We start from the raw sequence: 21,368 nt of genomic DNA on the forward strand, positions 1-21,368 counted from the left end.
AGCGTCATATTGTGTGGTTAGAATCGGACAGTACTGAAGCATGGCAACGCCAATCCGTGAGCGTTAAGCCACAGCTGGTACTGCAATAATCACAACACCCGATGGAGCACATTACGATGCAAAAGAAAAGCCTGGCCGCACTGGTCGCCACTCTGTTCGCCATCCCGTTCGCCGCTCACGCTGACGTCACCGTTTACGGTTTCATCAGCGGTGGCATCGAATCCACCAAAGCAACCGGCAACGGCGTATCCTCCAAGGACTACACCTCGCGCACCCGCGTTGTTGACCACAACTCCCGCATCGGCTTCAAGGGCTTTGAAGACTTGGGCAATGGCACCAAGGCCATCTGGCAGGTTGAAAGCAGCCTGAAGAACTTTGAAAACGGCGGCACCGACGACAAGGGCGTAACCGCCACTTTCGGTACCCGCAATACCTTTGTCGGCCTCGACAATGCCAACTTCGGTAAGGTTTACTTGGGCTACAGCGATACCGCTTACAAAGCGATGACCGATATCGGCCTGAACCTGCTGACCAACACCACTGCCGACGTCAACGGTTCCTCCAGCGTTTACAGCCGCGGCGAAACCCGCCTGAAGAACTCCGTTCACTACGTCTCTCCGGATCTGTCCGGCTTCAAGGTTGGCCTGTCTTACGGCGTGGATGAAGCTCAAACCAGCGACAGCACCGGTGCCAAGACTGACGCCAGCCGCCTGTCCCTGGCTGCAAACTACACGCTGGGTGGCCTGCAAGTCGCCACCGGCTGGGATCGCCAGAACGACAAGGGCGACTACAAGGGCGCCACACTCTACTCCGGCAAGAACACCAGCTTCTACAAACTGGCTGCCAGCTACAAGTTCTCCACTGGCACCTTCGTTGGCGCAGGTTATGAATGGGGCCGCTTTGACTCCACAGTTGCCGGCAAAGGCACTCTGAAGCAAGACGACTGGACCATCGCCATCGGTCAAGACATCGGCAATGCCTCCATCAAGCTGTCCTACAGCGACCTCGGCAAGCTGACCGGCGCCACCGCCGGCACCGAAGGCGACTACAAGGCTCACGAGTGGGTATTCGGCGGCACTTACAACCTGTCCAAGTCCACCCAACTCTTCGGCTACTACGCCAAAATCACCAACAAGAAGTCGCAAAACGCCAACTTCGCCAACAACGCCGTATATGACACCGCCTCTGGCACCCCCACTGCCAGCCTGACCAAGGGTAACAGCCCGGAAGCCGTCGGCGTTGGCATGAAGGTAGCGTTCTAATATCCCAGCGGCACATTCGGCCAAAGCCGAAACCGCGGCAGACGGGCATCCCTTGGGGTGCCCGTTTTTTCATCATTTGCTAGAATATGGAATTGCCGCACACACAAGACCACCCAAAATGAGCATTGAACTGAAAACCGCCGCCGACATTGAGAAAATGCGGGTAGCCGGCCGCCTGGCCGCCGAAGTGCTGGACTACATCACGCCTTTCGTCAAACCCGGCGTGACTACCGAAGAAATCGACAAGCTGTGCCATGACTACATGGTTAATGTGCAGCAAACCGTCCCGGCCCCGCTGAATTACGCGCCGGACGGCCACAACCCCTACCCCAAGTCCATTTGTACCTCGATCAACAGCGTTGTCTGCCATGGCATCCCCAATGACAAGCCGTTGAAAAACGGCGACATCATGAACATCGACATCACGGTGATCAAGGATGGTTATCACGGCGACACCAGCCGCATGTTCTATGTGGGCGATGTCAGCGACCATGCCCGCCGACTGTGCAAGATCACCTATGAGTGCATGTGGAAGGGCATCGAGAAAGTAAAACCGGGCGCCAAGCTCGGCGACATCGGCCATGTCATTCAGCAACATGCCGAAGGCAGCGGCTACAGCGTTGTGCAGGAGTTTTGCGGCCACGGCATTGGCAAAAAATTCCACGAAGAGCCGCAAGTGCTGCACTACGGCCGCCCTGGAACAGGCCTGGAGCTCAAAGCCGGCATGATCTTCACCATCGAGCCCATGATCAACCAGGGCAAGCGCCACCTGCGCATGATGAGCGACGGCTGGACAGTGGCCACCAAGGATCGCAGCCTGTCAGCCCAATGGGAACATACCGTGCTTGTTACCGAGACGGGCTATGAAATCCTGACCCAATCAGACGGTACGCCGCCGAAACCGGTTTTCCGTTAAACCACAAAAAAACCCGCCTGGCGGGTTTTTTTGTTTTAAAGCAGACGATTTCATGGAAGCCGCTCAAATCACGAACTACACTAACAGACAGTAGATAACATCATGCGGGAGTAACGGCATGCTTAGCGTCAACACCAATATCAGTTCGCTGGAATCGAACAGCCAGCTCGACAAGTCCAGGAAGAAATCAGAACAGCTGCTGGATCAGCTCTCCTCCGGCACCCGGCTCACCAGCGCCTCCGTTGACGCCGCCAACAGCGCCATTTCCCAAACTCTTGAAGCGCAAGTGCGCGGCCAGAATCAGGCCGTCAACAACGCCTATGACGGCGTTTCCATGCTGCAGACTGCTGACGGTGCACTGTCTCAACTCCAAAGCAATTCACAGCAGATTCAAGACTTGGCCATTCAGGCGGGCAACGGCGCATTGAGCAGCGCCAATCGGCAATCGCTGCAACAGCAGGTGGACCAACTGACTCAGGCCAACTCGGCCATCGTGCAAAGCACCACCTTCAACGGCACCGCACTGCTTAATGGCGGCAACTCCCAAACCTTCCAGATCGGCGCCAACGGCAGCAGCGACAACCAACTGACCGTCAGCACGCCCAACCTGTCGGCCAGCGCGGCAAGCGGCGGCTTGAGCAGCTACAACAGCAACCTGAACGCGACCGGCACCATCGACATCACCACTCCGGCCAACGCAGTTGCAGCCCAGTCCAGCATCAGCAACGACCTCAACGCGCTGTCGAACAGCCGCACCCAGCTAGGCGCCGCCAGCAACCAGTTTGAAGCCGCCATCAACAATCTGCAGAATTCCTCCGTGAATCTGCAGGCCGCCAAGAGCCGTATCAGCGACACCGACTTCGCCGCAGCGCTGTCGCAGCTGACACAGCAACAGATTCTAGGCCAGGCGGCAGTAGCCACCCAGGCGCAAGCCAATGTTTCAGCCCGTTCCGCCCTCAGTTTGCTCTCCGGCTAGGCAACTTTATCGACGCAACACAGTCAAACTGCATGGCATGGCGGCAATTGGCCGCCGAATAAACCGACAGGACACCGCAAGGTGTCCTGTCTGCTTTGATAAGGAGTCATGCATGTCACAACCCGCGATCACCGTTTCCAGCCTGGACTACGAACGCCTCAGCCAATGGTTAGCAAAGGGAGGGGCGGCGGCGGAAACGCTTGCCGCGCTGGAGGCTGAGCTTGATCGCGCAGACGTGCTGGAGCCGCACGAAATGCCACCAAACATCATCACCATGAACAGCACGGCGCGTGTGCGCATTGAAGCCAGCGGCGAGGAAAAAGAGCTGACGCTGGTTTATCCGGACAAGGCAGACCAGGCCAATGGCAAGCTCTCCATCTTTGCGCCGGTCGGCACCGCCCTGCTAGGGTTGGCCGAAGGCCAGAGCATTGACTGGCAAACACTGTCCGGCCCCACGCGCCTCACCGTACTGGCGATTACCTACCAGCCGGAAGCCGCCGGCGAACTGCACCGCTGATCCGACTATTGGAAAAACAAAAGGCCAACCCGATGGGTTGGCCTTTTTTGCTTGCTGACCCGCGCTTACCAGCAGCGCTCTATCATCTGCCCCAGCCTTACCAGCTTGCCATGAAAAAAGTGCCCCGCACCGGGAAACACCAACACCGGCAAATCCTGCGGGCGCGCCCACTCCAGTACGGCGGATAGTGGAATCACTTCGTCTTGCTCGCCATGAATCACCAGCGTACCGGCTGGCACTGGCGGCGTCGGAATCTCGTACTTGCCCACCGCCACGCCCATCAGCAACAATTTATCAGCCTCAATGCGGGCGCGGGTGCGCGCCGCCACAAAACCACCGAAGGAGAACCCCGCCAGCGCCAGCGGCAAGTCGCCCTGCTCGTTCCGCGCATGCTCAACCACGGCGATGACATCCTCCACTTCGCCTTCGCCATGATCGTGCTGCCCTTCGCTTTGACCTACGCCGCGCAGATTGGGGCAGTAGCAAGCATAGCCCATGCGCGACAAGGTACGCGCCGCAGTCTGCACCACCTTGTTGGTATTGGTGCCGCCCTGCAACGGATTGGGATGACAGATCACCGCAATGCCGCGCACTTCGCCCTGTGCCGGCACCACGATGGTGTCCAAGGCGCCGACCGGACCGGCAACGCGAATGGAGTCAGGCGTTTTCAGCATCAGATCTTCAACCTTTCAACCACGTTGCCGGCCACCATGTGCTGATCGATGATTTCGTCGATATCCTCTTTGTCGACGAAGGTGTACCAGGTCTCTTGCGGGTACACCACCATCACCGGGCCTTGATCGCAACGTCCCAGGCAACCCGCCTTGTTGACGCGGATCTTGCCGTCGCCAGCCAGACCCATGGCCTTGACGCGGTCTTTCATATAACCCAGCAACTCGCTGGAGCCATGGTTGTTGCAACAATCTTCGCCCGGGGCTCGCTGGTTGCAGCAGATAAATACGTGCTTGTCGAAAAAGCTCATGACATCCTTTCTTCGGCCAACCTTGCGGCAGGCCCGGATTAACTGTCGCTGTCAGCCCAACCGCTGATGCCCAGCGTGGCCGCATTATCGAATTTGGCGTATTTGCCGACAAAGGCCAGCCGCACAGCGCCGGTGGGGCCATTACGGTGCTTGCCGATAATCGCCTCGGCCATGCCTTTGACTTCCTGGTTTTCCGGGTTGTAGTACTCTTCCCGGTACATGAAGACGATCAAGTCGGCATCCTGCTCGATGGCGCCGGATTCGCGCAGGTCGGACATCATCGGGCGCTTGTTCGGACGCTGCTCCACCGCGCGGGACAGCTGAGAGAGCGCAATCACCGGCACAGCCAGCTCCTTGGCCAGGCCCTTCAAACCCCGCGAGATCTCACCCAGCTCGGCAGTGCGGTTGTCGCCGCGACCGGAACCAGACATCAGCTGCAAATAGTCGATCACAATCAAGCCCAGCTTGCCGCCGTGCTGGCGCGCAAGACGGCGCGCCCTGGCACGCACTTCCAACGCGGTCAGCGCGGGAGTTTCATCGATGTACATCGGCGCCTCGGACAGCTTGCCAATCGCGTAGGTCAGCTTCTGCCAGTCCTCGTCGCCCAGCTTGCCGGTGCGCAGCGTGTGTTGATCCAGCCGGCCCACCGAGCCCAGCATACGCATCACCAGCTGCGCGCCGCCCATTTCCATGGAAAACACCGCTACCGGCAGATGAGCTTCCACCGCCACATGCTCGGCGATGTTCATCGAGAAAGCGGTTTTACCCATGGAGGGACGGCCTGCCACAATGACCAAGTCGCCTGGTTGAAGGCCAGATGTCTTGGCGTCCAGATCAACGAAGCCCGTGGGAATACCCGTTACCTCGTCCGGGTTCTCGCGGCTGTAGAGCATGTCGATGCGCTCCACCACCTCTTTGAGCAGACCCGGCATTTCCAGAAAGCCTTGCTTGGATTTGGCGGTGGATTCGGCAATCTGGAACACCTTGCCTTCCGCCTCGTCCAGCAACTGCGCGGCATCGCGTCCTTGTGGCGCATAGGCGGCCTCGGCAATCTCGGTGCCCACTTGCGCCAACTGACGCATGACTGAGCGCTCGCGCACGATTTCCGCATAGCGGCGGATATTGGCGGCAGAAGGCGTGTTCTGCGCCAGTGTGGCCAGATAGGACAAACCACCCACATCGCCCAGCTCCGCATGCTTTTCCAGGCTTTCGGACACCGTCACCACGTCGGCCGGGCGCGCCAACTCTACCAACCGTGCGATGTGGCGATAGATCAGGCGGTGATCGTGGCGGTAAAAGTCGGACTCGCTGACTACGTCGGCAATCTTGTCCCAGGCACTGTTGTCCAGCATCAGACCGCCCAGCACCGACTGTTCGGCCTCTACGGAATGCGGCGGCGTGCGCAAGGCGACGGTGTCAGTGTCAAAGGTGTCGTAGGTATCGCTCATGGGAACTCAGTGCAGTCGGTCAGATGAATCAGCCGGCCATTTTAACAGTTTTTGCCGGCGACGAAGCCCGAGGACCACGCCCATTGAAAGTTATAACCACCGAGCCAACCCGTTACATCCACCACCTCGCCGACAAAGAACAGACCAGGCTCGTTGCGCGCCTCCATGGTCTTGGAGGACAAGGCTTTGGTGGATACGCCGCCCAGCGTCACCTCCGCCTTGCGGTAACCCTGCGTGCCATTGGGCTTGATGCGCCAGTGATGCAGCGCTTCGGCCAACTGCTGACGCTTCTTGGGGTTCAGATCCTTCAGTCGCACATGGCAGCCCTGCTTTTCCAGCCACGCTTCTGCAAAGCGCTTCGGCCAACCATGCTCGGCCATGGCGTTGACAATCAATTGCTCGCTGCCCTGCCGCTCTTCCAGCCACGCCAGCGCATCAACATCAGGCAGCAAGTCAATCACCAGCTCCATGCCCGGCTTCCAATAGGATGAAATCTGCAAGATAGCCGGCCCGGACAAGCCCTTGTGAGTAAACAGCACATTCTCCCGGAAGCACCCCCTGCCCGCGCGCACCTCCACATCCAGCGATACGCCAGCCAGCGGCGCAAATGCGTCCGCATCTTCCACGTGAAAGGTCAGCGGCACCAGCGCAGGCGACAAATCGGTTACGGGCAGGCCAAACTGCTCTGCAAGGCGATACCCCAGCGGCGAAGCGCCAATTTGCGGTATCGACAAGCCGCCAGTGGCCACCACCAGCGATTCACAGACAAACTCGCCGGCGGAGGTCGTCACCACAAAGCGCTCATTGCGGGAAACGCCGAGTATCTCCACCCCCATCCGCCGATCCACGCCCGCCTCGTCGCACTCCTTGTCCAGCATGTCGATGATGGACTGACTGCCATCATCGCAAAACAGCTGACCCAGCTTCTTTTCATGCCAGGCAATACCGTGGCGATTAACCATGGCGATGAAATCCTGCTGAGTGAACTGTGCCAGCGCTGAGCGGCAAAAGTGAGCGTTATTGGAAAGATAACAATCAGGCCGCGCCTGTAGATTGGTGAAATTACAGCGCCCACCGCCGGAAATACGGATTTTCTCAGCCAGTTTTTCGGCATGATCGAGCAACAGCACGCGCCGGCCGCGCTGCCCCGCCACCGCGGCGCACATCATGCCTGCGGCGCCGGCGCCCAGCACTACGACATCCATTTTTTCCATAAGCTTTTTTACTTTACTTATTTAGTCAACTATTGGCGATCAACGCCCTATTCCAGTACACTTGGCATACACACACCGCAAGCTGCGGTTAGACTTTCCCTTCTAGCCCGCTTATCACAAGGAGAGCATGATGGAACACAAACTGCCGGAACTGCCGTACGCCCTGGACGCCCTGGCGCCGCACATCTCCAAGGAAACCCTGGAATTCCACTACGGCAAGCACCATCAGACCTACATCACCAACCTGAACAACCTGATCAAGGGCACCGAGTTCGAAAACGCCCCCCTAGAAGAAATCGTCAAGAAATCCTCCGGCGGCATTTTCAACAACGCAGCCCAAGTATGGAACCACACCTTCTACTGGTTCGGCCTAGCCCCGAACGCCGGCGGCGAACCGACCGGCGCACTGGCTGATGCCATCAATGCCAAGTGGGGCTCCTTCGAAGAATTCAAGAAAGCCTTCACCCAGACCGCCGTTGGCACCTTCGGCTCCGGCTGGGCCTGGCTGGTGAAGAACAGCGACGGCTCTCTGGATCTGGTTTCCACCAGCAACGCCGCCACCCCGCTGACCACCGACAAAACCCCGGTGCTGACCTGTGACGTGTGGGAACACGCTTACTACATCGACTACCGCAACAGCCGTCCGAATTACTTGGACAGCTTCTGGAAGCTGGTGAACTGGGACTTCGCAGCCAAGAACTTCGCTGCCTGATTTCAGTGACAAGCAAGACAAAGGGCCGCAAGGCCCTTTTTTCTTGCGCCAAATCATCAAACCGGCGCCACCTCAAGAAAAAGCCGACCTTGCGGTCGGCTTTTTGTCAGGCGTTTTACTGATCAGACACCTGCTGCTTACCCATAGTAACAGGGTACTTCTGCCTTAAAGTGCCAAGATAGGCATCCAGCTGACTGCGAGCAGCCATCTGGCTAAGCATGGAGGACAACTGCGCCTTGTCAGCATCGGTTGCCGCTGGCGCGGGAATGATTTTATCGATCTGATACACCACGAAATCACCATTATCACGCTTGCTACCAGCATAGGCGGGCAAGGTTTTCACCGAAGCGCCAAACACAGCGCGCATCTCGGCCGCCGACATCCCCTTGGCGTCGCGACGAGAAGCCACGCTGCTCTCGCCCCATTTGAGTGCGGCCACTTGCTTGCCGGCCTTCAGCTCAGCCAGCATCGCCTGCCCTTGCTTTTCGGCCAACTTGGTGCCTTCTGTCGCTACCAGTTGCGCCTTGATCACATCCTTTACCTCATCCAGCTTCAACTGACGCTCCGGCTGATAATCAGCGACGCGCACCACCACCATCGTGCTGTTGCCGACATCAATCGGTTCGCTGTTGTGCTTCTTCTTCAGCACGTCGTCGCTGAAAGCGGCCTCCTGCAGCTTGGGATTGTTCAGGAGCGTATCTTGCGCCGGCTTACCGCGCTCCAGCCAATCACTATGCTTGGCCTCCAGCTTGAGCGCATCCTGGATGCCCTTCAGCGAGCTGCCTTGCTGGTACGCCACCTCAGCCAGACTGTCTGCCTGCTTGCGATACAAGGCTGCCGCTTTCTGCTGCTTCAGCTTCGCAGCGACTGCCGCTTTCACCGCAGTCAGGTCCGCTTGCTTGATCTCGTCCAGCTTGATGATGTGGAAACCATACTCAGTCTCCACCACTTCGCTGATCTTGCCCGGTTGCATGCTGAACACCACATCGTCAAACGGCTTCACCATCGCACCATGGCCGAAGAAGCCAAGATCGCCGCCATTGGCAGCCGAACCCGGATCCTGCGACTTGGCCTTGGCGATTTCGGCAAACTTGGCGGGATTAGCGCGCACTTCCTTCAGCAAGGCATCAGCCTCTGCCTTGATCTTGGCCTTTTCTTCCGGCTTGGCGCCCTTGGGCACGGTCAGCAGGATATGCGAGGCGCGACGCTCCTCCCCACCAAACTCCGCCTTGTGCTTCTCGTAGTACTGCTGAATCTCCGCATCGCTCACCTGCTGGCCCTGCGCAATGCCATCCAGCGACAACACGACATAGTCCAGCTTCACCTTCTCCGATGTGCGGAAGCGCTTCAGATTCGCGTCGTAATAAGCCTTCAGCGCTGCATCATCAGTTTTCACCTGCGCGGCGAAGTCAGCGGGATGCAACACGGCGGCGCGCAACTCGCGCCCCTCGCCCAACAAAGCAATAACACGATCAACTACGGAATGGGATACGAAGCCAGTACCGGCATAGTTATTCACCTGCCCCTGCAACAGCATGTCCCTGCGGATACGGGCTTCGAAATTTTCGGCGCTCATATTGCGCTCAGCCAGAAACTCGCGATAGCGATCCGGGCTGAATTTGCCGTTATCCTGCAGCTCTTGCATGCTGGAGATAGCCTTGAAAAGTTGCTGATCGGGAATTGAGGCACCCGCATCATGTGCGGCATTCAGTAACAGCTCGCGGCTGATCAGATCAGCCAGCGCCTGCTGACGCGTGGCGGGATCACTGGGCTGGCCTTCAAGCGCGCGGTCCAGATCATGTTTGTAGATCTTGGTGCCGCCAACCTTGACCAGGTAAGGATCTTCAATAGCGGAGCTGTAGCTGCCCACGCCGAAGGCGACAAAGCTCAGCGCCACCGCGCCGAGAATGACTTGAAGAGCGGTTTTATTGTTCTGAACAAAATCGAACATGACGAATCAGGCGAAAGCCGTCCCAATGTGAAAAAAAAAGGTGAACGACTGAAAACCGTTCACCTTTTTCTGTGTTTCTGGCGGAGCGGACGGGACTCGAACCCGCGACCCCCGGCGTGACAGGCCGGTATTCTAACCAACTGAACTACCGCTCCGAACTTTGGTGGGCGTTGACGGAGTCGAACCGCCGACATTCTGCTTGTAAGGCAGACGCTCTACCAACTGAGCTAAACGCCCCTCGAATCTGGACTGTCAGCCCATGACATCAAGGCTGACAGAGTGGCAGATTATAGCGCGTCTTTCAGCGCTTTGCCAGCACGGAACTTCGGAGAACGTGCAGCCGGGATCTTGATGGTTTCGCCGGTCTTCGGGTTGCGACCGCTGCGCTCAGCGCGTTCGCCAACGTAGAAGGTGCCAAAACCCACCAGGGTCACGGTGTCGCCCTTTTTCAGAGCATCGGTAACAGCGGCAACCATACCATCCAGTGCCTTGGCGGCTGCAGCCTTGGAAATATCGGCTTCAGCGGCGATTGCATCAATCAGTTCAGACTTGTTCACGTAAGTCCCCTTTCGTCGTTCTCGGTCTACGTAATTCGGATAAAAACCGCTTGCTTTATAGCAAGGCCAAAATCCTTGTGTCAAGCGGCTTCCAGCGCAATCTTGCCATTTCGCAAGACCCGCTGGAAGCACCAGCGGCAACGAAAAATCGTTACTTCTGCAACCTACTGATTTTTAATGCGTCATTACAGACACACCCTGCCCGCCTTCGGGCGCGGGGTGCAACTCTTCCGGCTTGGCATCTTCATGCAAAGGCTCTGGCTGGCGCTCCAGCGCCAGGGCGAGAACCTCGTCAATCCACTTCACCGGATGAATTTCCAGCTTCTGCTTGATGTTGGCGGGGATATCCACCAAATCCTTGGCATTGCCCTTCGGAATCAATACACGCTTGATTCCGCCGCGATGAGCAGCCAGCAGTTTCTCTTTGAGACCACCAATCGGCAACACCTCGCCGCGCAGCGTGATTTCGCCAGTCATAGCAACATCAGAGCGTACCGGAATTCCCGCCAGAACGGAAACTATCGCGGTAGTCATGGCAATACCAGCACTGGGCCCATCCTTGGGAGTCGCCCCCTCGGGGACGTGTATATGCATGTCATGTTTTTCATGGAAATCAGGCTTGATGCCCAATGTCTGCGCACGACTTCGCACCACACTCATTGCAGCCGTAATCGACTCTTGCATCACCTCGCCCAGCTGACCGGTACGGATGATATTGCCCTTGCCTGGCAAGGAAACCGCTTCGATAGTCAGCAACTCGCCGCCAACCTCGGTCCAAGCCAAGCCAGTCACCTGGCCAATGCGATTCTCTTCCTCGGCAACACCGTAATCAAAACGATGCACACCCAGGTATTTGTCGAGATTCTTACCGCCTACAGTGGCCTTGCCGGCCTTGCTCTTGCCCAGAGAGTCGGCAGTCACCACCTTGCGGCAGATCTTGGCGATCTCGCGATCCAGGCTGCGCACGCCGGCTTCGCGGGTGTAGTAGCGCACAATATCGCGCAGAGCCGACTCCTGCACCACCAACTCGCCGTCCTTCACGCCATTGGCCTTGACTTGCTTGGGCAGCAGGTATTTCTGGGCAATGCTGACCTTTTCGTCCTCGGTGTAACCCGCCAAGCGGATGATCTCCATCCGATCCAGCAACGCCGGCGGGATGTTCAAGGAGTTGGCCGTAGCCACGAACATCACATCAGAAAGGTCGTACTCCACTTCTGCGTAATGATCGACGAACGAATGGTTCTGCTCGGGATCAAGCACTTCCAGCAAAGCAGAAGACGGATCTCCACGGAAATCCGCACCCAGCTTGTCCACTTCATCCAGCAGGAACAAGGGGTTCTTCACTCCCACCTTGGTCATGTTCTGCAGCACCTTGCCCGGCATGGAGCCGATGTAAGTGCGGCGATGACCACGAATCTCGGACTCGTCCCGCACACCACCCAGCGCCATACGCACAAACTTGCGATTGGTGGCGCGCGCAATGGACTGCCCGAGCGAGGTCTTGCCTACGCCCGGAGGACCTACCAGGCACAGAATCGGCGCCTTCAACTTGTCGACGCGCTGCTGCACCGCGAGATACTCGAGAATGCGTTCCTTGACCTTTTCCAGGCCAAAGTGATCTTCATCCAGCACCGCTTCGGCATTGGCGACGTCCTTATTGATCTTGGTCTTCTTCTTCCAAGGCAGATCCAGCAAGGTGTCGATGTAGTTGCGCACCACTGTGGCTTCGGCCGACATGGGCGACATCATGCGCAATTTCTTGAGCTCGGACTGCGCCTTTTCTCGAGCCTCTTTGGGCATACCCGCCAGGCGGATGCGCTTTTCAAGCTCGTCGAAATCGCTGGTCTCGTCCAGATCGCCCAGCTCTTTCTGGATGGCCTTGACCTGCTCGTTGAGGTAATACTCGCGCTGACTTTTTTCCATCTGCCGCTTCACACGGCCACGGATGCGCTTTTCCACCTGCAGGATATCGATCTCACCCTCCAACTGACTCAGCAAGTGATCGAGACGCGACTTGACGTCGAACATCTCCAGCACTTCCTGCTTCTGCTCCAGCTTGAGCGGCAAATGCGCGACGATGGTGTCGGCCATACGGCCGGCGCGTTCGATGCCGGCCAGCGAAGTCATCACTTCAGGCGGAATCTTTTTATTGAGCTTGACGTACTGTTCGAACTGGGCAAGCAGTGCCCGGCGCATGGCTTCGGACTCGGTAGAGTCTTCGCCATCGGCCGATACTGGCTGGATAGTGCCGACGAAGCAGCCGCCGTCTTCACTCACCTCGGAGATGCGAGCGCGCTGGCGACCTTCCACCAGCACCTTGACCGTGCCATCAGGCAGCTTGAGCATCTGCAAGACCGAGGCAATGGTACCGACATCGTAAAGATCGTCGGCTTCAGGCTCATCCTTGGAAGCTGAACGCTGGGCCACAAGCAAGACCTGCTTGCCTTCGTCCATGGCGGTTTCCAGCGCACGAATGGACTTGGCCCTTCCGACGAACAGCGGAATGACCATATGAGGAAACACCACGACATCCCTCAAGGGAAGCAAGGGCAACGTGGTTTCTTCGCGGAGTTCTGCGGGTTGGGGCATATCACCTAACCTTGCTTACGTGAAACAATGTTTCTCAGATGGGGGAGACGCTTTGAAAATCAACCACCCCATACTAAATCAGTTTTGCGGCAATACAAAAGAAAAAACCGCCCGTCAGGGCGGCTCTCCGACGATGTGTGAACATCAGGCGGACTGGGCTTCGTCGTCCTTGTCGCTATAGATAAACAGCGGCTTGTCGCCTTTATCGATAACCTTTTCATCGACAACGACTTTTTCCACATTTTCCATCGACGGCAATTCATACATGGTATCCAGCAGCACACGCTCGAGAATCGAACGCAAACCGCGCGCGCCTGTTTTGCGTGCCAGCGCCTGCTTGGCAATGGCGCGCAATGCGGACGGACGAACCTCCAGCTCGACGGCTTCCATCTGGAACAGACGCTGATATTGTTTCACCAACGCGTTCTTGGGCTGGGTCAGAATCGTGACCATCGCTTCTTCGTCCAGCTCTTCCAGCGTCGCCACCACCGGCAAACGGCCAATCAGTTCCGGGATCAAGCCAAAACGGATCAGATCATCCGGCTCAGCCTCTTTGAACAACGCGGAAACGCTCTTGCTATCGTCGCGCGAAGCCACTTCTGCGCCGAAACCAATACCGCCCTTTTCAGACCGACGGCGGATGATTTTTTCCAACCCATCGAAAGCGCCACCGCAAATGAACAGGATATTGGTGGTGTCCACCTGGATGAATTCCTGATTCGGATGCTTGCGGCCACCTTGCGGCGGGATAGACGCCACCGTGCCTTCAATCAATTTCAGCAGCGCTTGCTGCACGCCTTCGCCCGATACGTCGCGCGTGATGGACGGGTTTTCCGACTTGCGGGAAATCTTGTCGATTTCGTCGATGTAGACGATGCCGCGCTGGGCCTTTTCCACATCGTAGTCGCACTTTTGCAGCAGCTTCTGGATGATGTGCTCGACATCTTCGCCCACATAACCAGCCTCGGTCAGCGTAGTGGCGTCAGCGATGACAAAAGGCACGTCAAGCAAACGAGCCAGCGACTGCGCCAGCAGGGTTTTGCCCGAACCGGTTGGGCCCACCAGCAGAATATTGCTCTTCGCCAACTCCACGTCATTCTTGTCCGCAGCCGGTGCGTACAAGCGCTTGTAGTGGTTGTACACCGCCACCGACAGGGTTTTCTTGGCGAAGTCCTGCCCGATGATGTACTGATCTAGATCGGAGCGAATCTCCTGCGGCGTAGGCAGATTGCGGTCATCGCCGACTGCGTCGGCGATATCGCCAACGCCCTTTTCCAGCTCCTCGCGAATAATGTCGTTGCACAGCTCGACACACTCATTGCAGATGAAAACCTGCGGCCCCGCGATCAATCGCTGCACTTCATGCTGGCTCTTGCCGCAGAAGGAGCAGTAAAGGAGCTTATCGTTGCTGCTTTTCTCAGCCATTGGCTAGTTCCACTACTTAGGCTGCCACGTCTTTGCGAGACAACAGCACTTTGTCAATCAGACCGTATTCACGGGCTTGTTCGGCAGACATGAAATTGTCGCGCTCGGTATCGGCCTGGACGCGCTCCAGCGGCTGACCACTGTGCTTGGCCAGCAGCTCGTTCATGTGAGCCTTGACCTTGACCAGCTCGCGAGCATGGATTTCGATGTCAGTCACCTGGCCAGAAAGGCCGCCGCCGTAAAGCAAGGGCTGGTGAATCATCACGCGACTATTAGTCAACGCAAAGCGCTTACCATGCGTACCGGCCGACAACAGGAAGGCGCCCATGCTGGCGGCTTGCCCGATGCACAGGGTGGAAATGTCCGGCTTGATGAAATTCATCGTATCGTAGATGGACATACCCGCCGTGATGGAGCCACCCGGAGAGTTGATGTAGAAGTAGATGTCCTTGTCTGGATTCTCGGACTCCAGGAACAGCATCTGCGCCACAACGAGGTTGGCCGATTCATCGGTGACGGGCCCCACCAGGAACACGATGCGCTCCTTGAGCAGACGCGAGTAAATGTCGTAGGCGCGTTCGCCACGACCGCTCTGCTCCACTACCATGGGCACCAGGCCCAGCCCTTGCGGTTCAAACATCGATTTCATCGACCAACTCCGTATGTGTCGTTATCAGGCGTTGTTACCCATCAGGGCGTCAAACGGCAGATCCTTTTCCACCACTTTAGCCTTGGACAGGACGAATTCGACCACATTGTCTTCCAGCACCATGGAGGTCGGGCCTTCCAGGCGTTCCGGGCTGGCGTAGTACCAGCTCACCACTTCGGCCGGATGCTCGTAGCTGTCGGCGAACTCTTCGATCATGGACTTGATCTGCTCGTCCTTGGCTTCCAGCTTGTTGGCTTCCACCACTTCCGCCAGAATCAGGCCCAGCGCCACGCGGCGTTCTGCTTGCTGGGCAAACAGTTCCGGCGGGAAGGGCATGTTCTTCACGTCCATGCCGCGTTGTTGCATGTCGCGTTGAGCCTGCTCGATCAGGCGACCGATTTCCAACTGAACCAGCGACTTCGGCAGGGTGATTTCGGTGGCGTCCAGCAGAGCCTGCATCACGGCTTCCTTGGTGCGAGCCTGCAGGCGGCGCTTCACTTCGCGCTCAACGTTCTTGCGGATTTCGCCGCGCATTTTTTCCACATCGCCGTCAGCAATGCCCAGCAGCTTGGCGAACTCTTCGTTCACTTCCGGCAGTTGGGCTTCAGCCACGTTCTTCACGGTGATTTCGAACACGGCGGTTTTGCCGGCCACATCCTTGCCGTGATAGTCGGCCGGGAAAGCCACTTCCACGCTCTTGGTTTCGCCTTCCTTCAGACCGGTAACGCCGGTTTCGAAGTCAGCCAGCATCTGGCCTTGGCCCAGCACGAAGGGGAAGTTTTCAGCGGAACCGCCTTCGAAGGCCACACCGTCGATGCTGCCCTTGAAGTCGATGATCACGCGGTCGCCAGCGGCGGCTTCACGCTCAACGCGGGTGAAACGGGTGCGTTGCTTGCGCAGGATGTCGATAGTCTTGTCGATTTCGACATCGGACACCGGGGTATTCGGCTTTTCGATTTCCTTGTCGGCCAGCTCGCCCACTTTCACTTCCGGGTATACCTCGAAAGTAGCGGCAAACTTGAAGTTCTCTGCGTCGCCTTCAGCGGCAACAGGTTCAAAACGCGGATAGCCGGCCACGCGCAGCTTCTGCTCGCTTACCGCGGCGTAGAAACCTTGTTGAACCTGCTCGCCCAACACTTCTTCACGCACCTGGGCGCCGTAGTTCATTTCCACGATCTTCAGCGGAGCCTTGCCCGGGCGGAAACCTTGGATCTTGGCGCCGCGAGCCACGCGCTTCAGGCGCTCGGCCACTTGCGCATCGATGGCAGCCATCGGCAGTGCGATATTCATGCGACGCTCAAGATTGCTCAACGTTTCCAGTTGTACTTGCATGTTCAATCCTCAAACTTGTAACGAGTTTAGTCTGTGCGACCACCCAGCCGGCCTTGGCCTCTGGGAAAAGGTCTGATGCGGACCCGGTCCGTTCATGGCGATGGCAGTGTAGATGGGGGCACACCCCGCGACTGCAAGTCTGCAGCCATCCTGCCCGCCGCATGCGACGAACCACGCCCATCGGCGAAAACGCCCAGTATACCATGCACCCCGCTTTTGTCTGCAGCGTTTGCGGCCATGGTCAAGCCGCCTGTGGCGGGGCTTGCAGCCCGCCTCATGTCGCAATAACCCACCGAATAAAGTGGATTTAATGACTTGCAGGGCTATAACCGAGATGTGCGCTCGTAAACAGAATCACGCCGTCTTGATGCTTGCCGGTTTTGTTTTGATAGATAAAATGCCAAAACAATAAAAAGCAAGATTCACAAGGCGCGGCAACCATCCCTTCGGAGAGTTTCATGTTTTTCGCTGACAAAAAACGCCAGGCACTGCTGGAAAAAGACAAAACCATCAGCATGCTTTATCAGTTGCTGGACCAGTCCGACAATCTGATCATGTTGGCCGAAGACACAGACGACAACGCCATCTTTTATATGAATCGCACCGCCAAGGCCTTGCTGCACCAACATCGTCTGGCGCTGAATCAGTCCTTCGCCGCGGGTGTGGACGTAGACAACGCCTTCCAGCACAGCATTCATCAGTTTCACAAAGACCCCAACCGCATCCGCCAACTGCTAGCCCGCATCAAGCGCCGGGAGATCAGCCATCACGAAGCGCTGATTCCGGTGGGCGAGATCACCTTCAAGACCAAAGTATTTCCGATCTGGAATCCCGACAACGGCGAGCTGCTTTGCTTCATGGCCAGCTTCCAGGACGTCTCGGCGGAAGAAAAAGCCAGAAAGCTGCAAGCCTCCAACGACATCTACAAAACCTTCGAAAGCCAGATCCAGTCGCTGTCAGAAAACATCAACGGCCTGGCCGCCACCATTGAAATGGTGGCCGTGCGCACCGCCGAAGCCAGCCGCTCGGCCGAAATCATGAACGATCAGGCCGACCTCGGCGCGACGCTGACAGAAAAAAACGCCGCCAATATGAAGGCCGTCACCGACATCGTGGCGGAAACCACCACCAGCCTGGAACAACTTGGCGTGCAGTCCGAATCCATCGGCAAAATCGTCAGCGTGATCAAGGACATCGCCGACCAGACCAATCTGCTGGCGCTGAATGCGGCCATCGAGGCCGCGCGCGCCGGCGAAACCGGGCGCGGCTTCGCCGTAGTAGCCGACGAGGTGCGCAAGCTGGCCGAACGCACCAGCAAGGCAACGCAGGAAATCGAAGGCATGATCTCCGGCGTGCAAAGCATGGTGAAAAGCAACGTCAGCAAAGTGCTGAGCGGCAAGAAGTTTGTTGAAAGCGCCGGCGAGGATTTCAAGGTGGCCGAAGCCGCCATGAGCCGCATTACCGACGAGGTGGGCAATGTCAAAGACTTCATTGTTGAAATCGCCAATGCGGCGGAAGAGCAAGCCAGCACTGCGCAAGACATCAACGCCAAGCTGGAAGACGTGATCAACACCACCCGCGCGCCGCGCTGAAACCACCCTTCGGCCAACCTTATGCCGAGGCCCGACAACGGGCCTCGGCATGTTCATGCAGTCGTTTTTTTGAACGGACTGATGGCCGGCGCATCCGGTGCCTTTACCAGCCCGAAGCCATGCTTGATCACGGCATTGAGCACCGGCTGGCGATGCCGCATCCATAGACGGGTAACCACCGGCTTGCAGCCCATGCGCGCCTTGGGCTCAAGCGCGGTGCGCCCGTACACCACCCGGCGCGCACCAGCGTCCAGCGCCACCTCCACCGAGGCGTGCAACAACCGCAGATACAAGGGAAGATCCTTGGCCGCTTGCCGATCGAAGCCAATCTGCGCCGCCGTGACTGTTTCTCCATCCAGCAATAGCAGCAGGAAGCCCAGCAATTCACCCTGCTTGCGCACGGCGCGAATGCGCACCCTATCCGGGCCTAGCGCCGCCATGCTGGCCCAGTAGCGCCCCCCTACGGTTACCGGCCGCAGGCTGGCATTGTCCTGCACCGCCAGATACTGGTCCTGCATGCGTCCCGCCAGCGCCGCCACCTCGACGAGCGTGAGATCCGCCAGCTGGCAGCCGGCCTCTTCCATCGGCTTGAAAATCTGCTGTTTCACGCTGCTGCGGTATTTGGACGCCATACTGGCCAGATAGTCGGCATGCGTTTTCCAGGCCGGGTCCAGTTCCAGCACCATATTGGGCTCGGTGCTCATGGCGCGATAACTCAACTGGCGCAGCATACCACTGTCGGCGTGCGCCGCCTCGTCCAGATCCTTGATCATGATGAAATCGATCTGCCCATTGAGTTTTTCGGCGCGACGCAGGCGATAAAGCATCTCCGCCACCGCGTGCCAGCGGGTGAACGGGTCCAACTCGGGATCGCTGGCCACGCCATCCAGCCCGTAGCTGAGCATGTTGCCGCACACCATGAGCTTTTGCTGCAGACGCGGCTCCACGTTTTCATTAATGGCGGCAATCAGCGAACCCTCTTTCGGCAAACCTTTGGAGGCGCGCGTGGCGTGGAAGCGGTCCAGCCCCACATCCAGGAGCTGCACGGCCACCGCCGCCAGCGGCCGCGTACCTTCGTAGGCCATGGCATAGCGGTGCTCCATGCCCTCCGTGCCGGCGGCCTCCATGGCGCGCAGGTAATCGCGCGACATCAGCAAATGCCGCCCCGCCAGCAAGGCATCCCAATGCGCGGGGTTGAGGTAATCAATCCGCTCGGCAAAAACAAAATGCAGCGGCGTGGCTTGCCGCAAAGTGCGCCGCAAGCGCAGTCGATCGCCCCAACGCTTGGCGAAGCCAGACAGTTTCTTGTTCATGACATCGGGCTCGCAAAAAAGCGTCAGTGTGCACGGATGGCATGATGAGCTCAAGGGGTGGCGGCAAGACGCAACCAGAAGAACCCGCCCAGCGCATCGGCAAGGCAACCCGACCGCAGCGCGGGCAACGCCATCAAACAGACTGGGATGCAGCGTCAACCGCCACGTCACCCTATCGGCTGCCGATCAGCTTGCCGTCTCCGGCGCCGATCATGCCGCCCGTGTCGTAACCGTCTGCCGATGATGACGCAGGTGAACCGGCCATTGGTACACGTCCTGCAAACACTCAGGCGTGAGGGTCATCGCCGGTTCGCCGCTAGCGATCAGGCGTCCCTGATCCAACAAGGCCACGTGGTGGGCGTACTCTGCCGCTAGCGCAAGGTCATGCAGCACTTGCACTACGGTATGGCCGGCGTCGGCCAAGGCGCGCAGCAAAAGCTGCAGGCGGTGCTGGTGCCGCAGATCGAGGTGATTGGTGGGCTCATCCAGCAGGATGACGGGTGCGGACTGCACCAGTGCGCGGGCGATGGCGGCGCGTTGGCGTTCGCCGCCGGACAGCGCCGCCAGCCGCATGCCGGCCTTGGGTACCAACTCGACGGCATCCAGCGCTTGCGCCACTGCCTGGCGGTCTGCTGCGGAAGGTTGGCCGAAGGCGCCCAGGTGCGGTATGCGCCCCAGGCCGGCAAACTCCGCCACAGTCAGCGGCACATCGCCTGGCAGGTGTTGCGGCACCCAGGCGATGAGGCCGGCGCGTTCTCGCGGCGTCAGAGCATGCGCGGCTCTTCCGGCCACGCGCGCCTCGCCCGCCGAGGGAGGCTGCAAACCGGCCAGCAGGCGCAGCAGGGTGGTTTTTCCCGCACCGTTGGGCCCCAGAAGCGCGCTGACGCGACCGGCAGGCAGGCGCAAATGGATATCGCTCAGTAATGGGCGGCCGCCCAAGGCGTAGCTCAGCGAGCGCGCCTCCAGCGCAGCGTGGATGTCAGGCATGACTCGAATTCCCTCTTTGCCGACGGAACAACCAGACGAAAAACGGCGGACCGGCAAAGGCGGACAGCAACCCCACCGGCAAATCCAACGGCCAGGCCACACTGCGCGCCACCGTGTCCATGGCCAGCAGGAACAGCCCGCCCGCCCAGGCGGACAGCAGGATCAGGCGACGACGACAGCCACCGGCCAGCAGCGCCAGGGCATTGGGGATCATCATGCCGACAAAGCCGATAACGCCTGCCAGCGCTACCGCGCCACCCGTGGCAAGCGCGGCGCCAACCGTGGCCAGCCGGCGGATGCGCACGGTATCCACGCCCATGGAGCGGGCGGTTTCCTCCCCCAGCATCAGGCAGTCCAGATGGCGGCCCAAGGCCACCAGGCCCAGAATGCCCAGCCCCACTGCCAGCAAGGCCGGCCATTGGCTGCCGGGCAGAGCTGCACCAAGATTGCCGGCCAGCCAGCTGCTGGCGGCGCGCAAGGTGAGGTCGTCCGACAGGAACAGCAGCAAGCCGGCTACCGCGCCGCAGAAAGCGCCGATCACCAAGCCCATCAGCAACAGGCCCGCCAATCCGCCCTGCGCCAGTCGGGACAGCAACAAGATCAGCCAGGTGGCTGCCAGCCCGCCGACAAAGGCGGCCAGCGGCAGCGACACGCCAGCCCAGCCCAGCGACAACACGGCGATCACCGCCAACGCCGCGCCGCTGGAGGTGCCAATCAGCCCCGGGTCCGCCAGCGGGTTGCGGAACAGCGCCTGCAAGGCCGCCCCGCTGGCGGCCAGCGCCGCCCCCACCGCCAGTGCCGCAGCGATGCGCGGCAAACGCAAGGCCGGCAGCAAGGGATCGGACCAGTCCGGCCAGGCCCACTGCCCGCCGCCGCTCATCAAGGCCAGCAAGGGCAATATCACGCTCAGCAGCACCAACCCCGGCAGCAGGCCGCGATCCATCCG

20 protein-coding genes and 2 tRNA genes are annotated in these 21,368 nt (G+C 58.9%); 6 read left to right on the top strand and 16 right to left on the bottom strand.

Annotation, left to right across the window (positions count from 1 at the left end):
* Positions 1–116 precede the first annotated feature (116 nt).
* From Q0P52_RS16650 to rnk, 4 genes are all read left to right on the top strand, one after another.
* A complete protein-coding gene (locus tag Q0P52_RS16650) occupies positions 117–1,262 on the top strand; it encodes a porin (protein ID WP_293766148.1) in 1,146 nt (381 codons plus the stop codon).
* A 118-nt stretch (positions 1,263–1,380) separates the two neighbouring features.
* On the top strand, positions 1,381–2,178 hold the full coding sequence (map, locus tag Q0P52_RS16655) for a type I methionyl aminopeptidase (RefSeq protein WP_293766149.1): 798 nt from the start codon (positions 1,381–1,383) through the stop codon (positions 2,176–2,178).
* 118 nt (positions 2,179–2,296) lie between these two features.
* The gene (locus Q0P52_RS16660) at positions 2,297–3,154 is read left to right on the top strand and encodes a flagellin (protein WP_293766150.1); all 858 of its coding nucleotides are present in this window, start codon (positions 2,297–2,299) and stop codon (positions 3,152–3,154) included.
* Positions 3,155–3,266: 112 nt separating this feature from the next.
* Positions 3,267–3,671, top strand: a complete 405-nt coding sequence (gene rnk / locus Q0P52_RS16665; RefSeq protein WP_293766151.1) for a nucleoside diphosphate kinase regulator — start codon at positions 3,267–3,269, stop codon at positions 3,669–3,671.
* A gap of 65 nt (positions 3,672–3,736) precedes the next feature.
* Here the strand turns inward: rnk and Q0P52_RS16670 are convergent, their stop codons facing one another.
* From Q0P52_RS16670 to Q0P52_RS16685, 4 genes are read right to left on the bottom strand one after another with little or no spacing between them, the layout of a single operon-like run.
* On the bottom strand, positions 3,737–4,345 hold the full coding sequence (locus Q0P52_RS16670) for an alpha/beta fold hydrolase (protein WP_293766152.1): 609 nt from the start codon (positions 4,343–4,345) through the stop codon (positions 3,737–3,739).
* The gene (locus Q0P52_RS16675; protein WP_293766153.1) at positions 4,345–4,653 is read right to left on the bottom strand and encodes a (2Fe-2S) ferredoxin domain-containing protein; all 309 of its coding nucleotides are present in this window, start codon (positions 4,651–4,653) and stop codon (positions 4,345–4,347) included. Before Q0P52_RS16675 ends, Q0P52_RS16670 begins: the two co-directional genes overlap by 1 nt.
* A 38-nt stretch (positions 4,654–4,691) precedes the next feature.
* Complete coding sequence (gene dnaB, locus Q0P52_RS16680) at positions 4,692–6,101, bottom strand: replicative DNA helicase (protein ID WP_293766154.1); 1,410 nt, start codon at positions 6,099–6,101, stop codon at positions 4,692–4,694.
* 41 nt (positions 6,102–6,142) lie between these two features.
* The gene (locus Q0P52_RS16685) at positions 6,143–7,315 is read right to left on the bottom strand and encodes an NAD(P)/FAD-dependent oxidoreductase (RefSeq protein ID WP_293766155.1); all 1,173 of its coding nucleotides are present in this window, start codon (positions 7,313–7,315) and stop codon (positions 6,143–6,145) included.
* Between the two features lie 130 nt (positions 7,316–7,445).
* On the opposite strand from Q0P52_RS16685, the gene Q0P52_RS16690 reads away from it, so the two are divergent.
* Positions 7,446–8,027 carry a Fe-Mn family superoxide dismutase gene (locus Q0P52_RS16690; RefSeq protein ID WP_293766156.1) on the top strand — a complete coding sequence of 194 codons (582 nt, stop codon included), beginning with the start codon at positions 7,446–7,448 and terminating at the stop codon, positions 8,025–8,027.
* A gap of 115 nt (positions 8,028–8,142) precedes the next feature.
* On the opposite strand, the gene Q0P52_RS16695 is transcribed toward Q0P52_RS16690, so the two are convergent.
* The 9 genes from Q0P52_RS16695 to Q0P52_RS16735 form a co-directional block, all read right to left on the bottom strand.
* A complete protein-coding gene (locus Q0P52_RS16695; protein ID WP_293766157.1) occupies positions 8,143–9,978 on the bottom strand; it encodes a SurA N-terminal domain-containing protein in 1,836 nt (611 codons plus the stop codon).
* 78 nt (positions 9,979–10,056) lie between these two features.
* Positions 10,057–10,133: transfer RNA gene (locus tag Q0P52_RS16700), tRNA-Asp, on the bottom strand.
* Positions 10,134–10,139: 6 nt separating this feature from the next.
* Positions 10,140–10,215 (bottom strand) — tRNA-Val (locus Q0P52_RS16705).
* Between the two features lie 50 nt (positions 10,216–10,265).
* Positions 10,266–10,535: an HU family DNA-binding protein gene (locus tag Q0P52_RS16710; protein WP_043572292.1), complete on the bottom strand. Its 270-nt coding sequence runs from the start codon at positions 10,533–10,535 to the stop codon at positions 10,266–10,268.
* Positions 10,536–10,709: 174 nt separating this feature from the next.
* The gene (gene lon, locus Q0P52_RS16715; RefSeq protein ID WP_293766549.1) at positions 10,710–13,124 is read right to left on the bottom strand and encodes an endopeptidase La; all 2,415 of its coding nucleotides are present in this window, start codon (positions 13,122–13,124) and stop codon (positions 10,710–10,712) included.
* A gap of 144 nt (positions 13,125–13,268) precedes the next feature.
* Positions 13,269–14,549 carry an ATP-dependent Clp protease ATP-binding subunit ClpX gene (gene clpX / locus Q0P52_RS16720; RefSeq protein ID WP_293766546.1) on the bottom strand — a complete coding sequence of 427 codons (1,281 nt, stop codon included), beginning with the start codon at positions 14,547–14,549 and terminating at the stop codon, positions 13,269–13,271.
* 16 nt (positions 14,550–14,565) lie between these two features.
* Positions 14,566–15,198: an ATP-dependent Clp endopeptidase proteolytic subunit ClpP gene (gene clpP, locus Q0P52_RS16725; protein ID WP_293766544.1), complete on the bottom strand. Its 633-nt coding sequence runs from the start codon at positions 15,196–15,198 to the stop codon at positions 14,566–14,568.
* Between the two features lie 24 nt (positions 15,199–15,222).
* Positions 15,223–16,530 carry a trigger factor gene (gene tig / locus Q0P52_RS16730; protein ID WP_293766542.1) on the bottom strand — a complete coding sequence of 436 codons (1,308 nt, stop codon included), beginning with the start codon at positions 16,528–16,530 and terminating at the stop codon, positions 15,223–15,225.
* A 307-nt stretch (positions 16,531–16,837) separates the two neighbouring features.
* Positions 16,838–16,990 carry a hypothetical protein gene (locus tag Q0P52_RS16735; protein ID WP_293766540.1) on the bottom strand — a complete coding sequence of 51 codons (153 nt, stop codon included), beginning with the start codon at positions 16,988–16,990 and terminating at the stop codon, positions 16,838–16,840.
* Here Q0P52_RS16735 and Q0P52_RS16740 point away from each other — a divergent pair.
* Positions 16,989–18,122, top strand: coding sequence for a methyl-accepting chemotaxis protein (locus tag Q0P52_RS16740; protein ID WP_293766537.1), 1,134 nt, complete (start codon positions 16,989–16,991; stop codon positions 18,120–18,122). The genes Q0P52_RS16735 and Q0P52_RS16740 overlap by 2 nt on opposite strands.
* 53 nt (positions 18,123–18,175) lie before the next feature.
* Here Q0P52_RS16740 and Q0P52_RS16745 read toward each other — a convergent pair whose 3' ends face one another.
* The 3 genes from Q0P52_RS16745 to Q0P52_RS16755 form a co-directional block, all read right to left on the bottom strand.
* A complete protein-coding gene (locus Q0P52_RS16745; protein ID WP_293766535.1) occupies positions 18,176–19,435 on the bottom strand; it encodes a GNAT family N-acetyltransferase in 1,260 nt (419 codons plus the stop codon).
* Between the two features lie 210 nt (positions 19,436–19,645).
* The gene (locus tag Q0P52_RS16750) at positions 19,646–20,422 is read right to left on the bottom strand and encodes an ABC transporter ATP-binding protein (protein ID WP_293766534.1); all 777 of its coding nucleotides are present in this window, start codon (positions 20,420–20,422) and stop codon (positions 19,646–19,648) included.
* Positions 20,415–21,365, bottom strand: coding sequence for an iron ABC transporter permease (locus Q0P52_RS16755; protein ID WP_293766533.1), 951 nt, complete (start codon positions 21,363–21,365; stop codon positions 20,415–20,417). The genes Q0P52_RS16750 and Q0P52_RS16755 overlap by 8 nt, the downstream gene beginning before the upstream one ends.
* Positions 21,366–21,368 lie beyond the last annotated feature (3 nt).

Origin of the sequence: uncultured Aquitalea sp., from assembly GCF_945957525.1 — a bacterium.
Lineage (GTDB): Bacteria > Pseudomonadota > Gammaproteobacteria > Burkholderiales > Chromobacteriaceae > Aquitalea.

Coding starts and splice junctions, on each gene's coding strand:
- Q0P52_RS16650 (WP_293766148.1), top strand. CDS start 117: ATGCAAAAGAAAAGCCTGGCCGCACTGGTCGCCACTCTGTTCGCCATC.
- map (WP_293766149.1), top strand. CDS start 1,381: ATGAGCATTGAACTGAAAACCGCCGCCGACATTGAGAAAATGCGGGTA.
- Q0P52_RS16660 (WP_293766150.1), top strand. CDS start 2,297: ATGCTTAGCGTCAACACCAATATCAGTTCGCTGGAATCGAACAGCCAG.
- rnk (WP_293766151.1), top strand. CDS start 3,267: ATGTCACAACCCGCGATCACCGTTTCCAGCCTGGACTACGAACGCCTC.
- Q0P52_RS16670 (WP_293766152.1), bottom strand. CDS start 4,345: ATGCTGAAAACGCCTGACTCCATTCGCGTTGCCGGTCCGGTCGGCGCC.
- Q0P52_RS16675 (WP_293766153.1), bottom strand. CDS start 4,653: ATGAGCTTTTTCGACAAGCACGTATTTATCTGCTGCAACCAGCGAGCC.
- dnaB (WP_293766154.1), bottom strand. CDS start 6,101: ATGAGCGATACCTACGACACCTTTGACACTGACACCGTCGCCTTGCGC.
- Q0P52_RS16685 (WP_293766155.1), bottom strand. CDS start 7,315: ATGGAAAAAATGGATGTCGTAGTGCTGGGCGCCGGCGCCGCAGGCATG.
- Q0P52_RS16690 (WP_293766156.1), top strand. CDS start 7,446: ATGGAACACAAACTGCCGGAACTGCCGTACGCCCTGGACGCCCTGGCG.
- Q0P52_RS16695 (WP_293766157.1), bottom strand. CDS start 9,978: ATGTTCGATTTTGTTCAGAACAATAAAACCGCTCTTCAAGTCATTCTC.
- lon (WP_293766549.1), bottom strand. CDS start 13,124: ATGCCCCAACCCGCAGAACTCCGCGAAGAAACCACGTTGCCCTTGCTT.
- clpX (WP_293766546.1), bottom strand. CDS start 14,549: ATGGCTGAGAAAAGCAGCAACGATAAGCTCCTTTACTGCTCCTTCTGC.
- clpP (WP_293766544.1), bottom strand. CDS start 15,198: ATGAAATCGATGTTTGAACCGCAAGGGCTGGGCCTGGTGCCCATGGTA.
- tig (WP_293766542.1), bottom strand. CDS start 16,530: ATGCAAGTACAACTGGAAACGTTGAGCAATCTTGAGCGTCGCATGAAT.
- Q0P52_RS16740 (WP_293766537.1), top strand. CDS start 16,989: ATGTTTTTCGCTGACAAAAAACGCCAGGCACTGCTGGAAAAAGACAAA.
- Q0P52_RS16735 (WP_293766540.1), bottom strand. CDS start 16,990: ATGAAACTCTCCGAAGGGATGGTTGCCGCGCCTTGTGAATCTTGCTTT.
- Q0P52_RS16745 (WP_293766535.1), bottom strand. CDS start 19,435: ATGAACAAGAAACTGTCTGGCTTCGCCAAGCGTTGGGGCGATCGACTG.
- Q0P52_RS16750 (WP_293766534.1), bottom strand. CDS start 20,422: ATGCCTGACATCCACGCTGCGCTGGAGGCGCGCTCGCTGAGCTACGCC.
- Q0P52_RS16755 (WP_293766533.1), bottom strand. CDS start 21,365: ATGGATCGCGGCCTGCTGCCGGGGTTGGTGCTGCTGAGCGTGATATTG.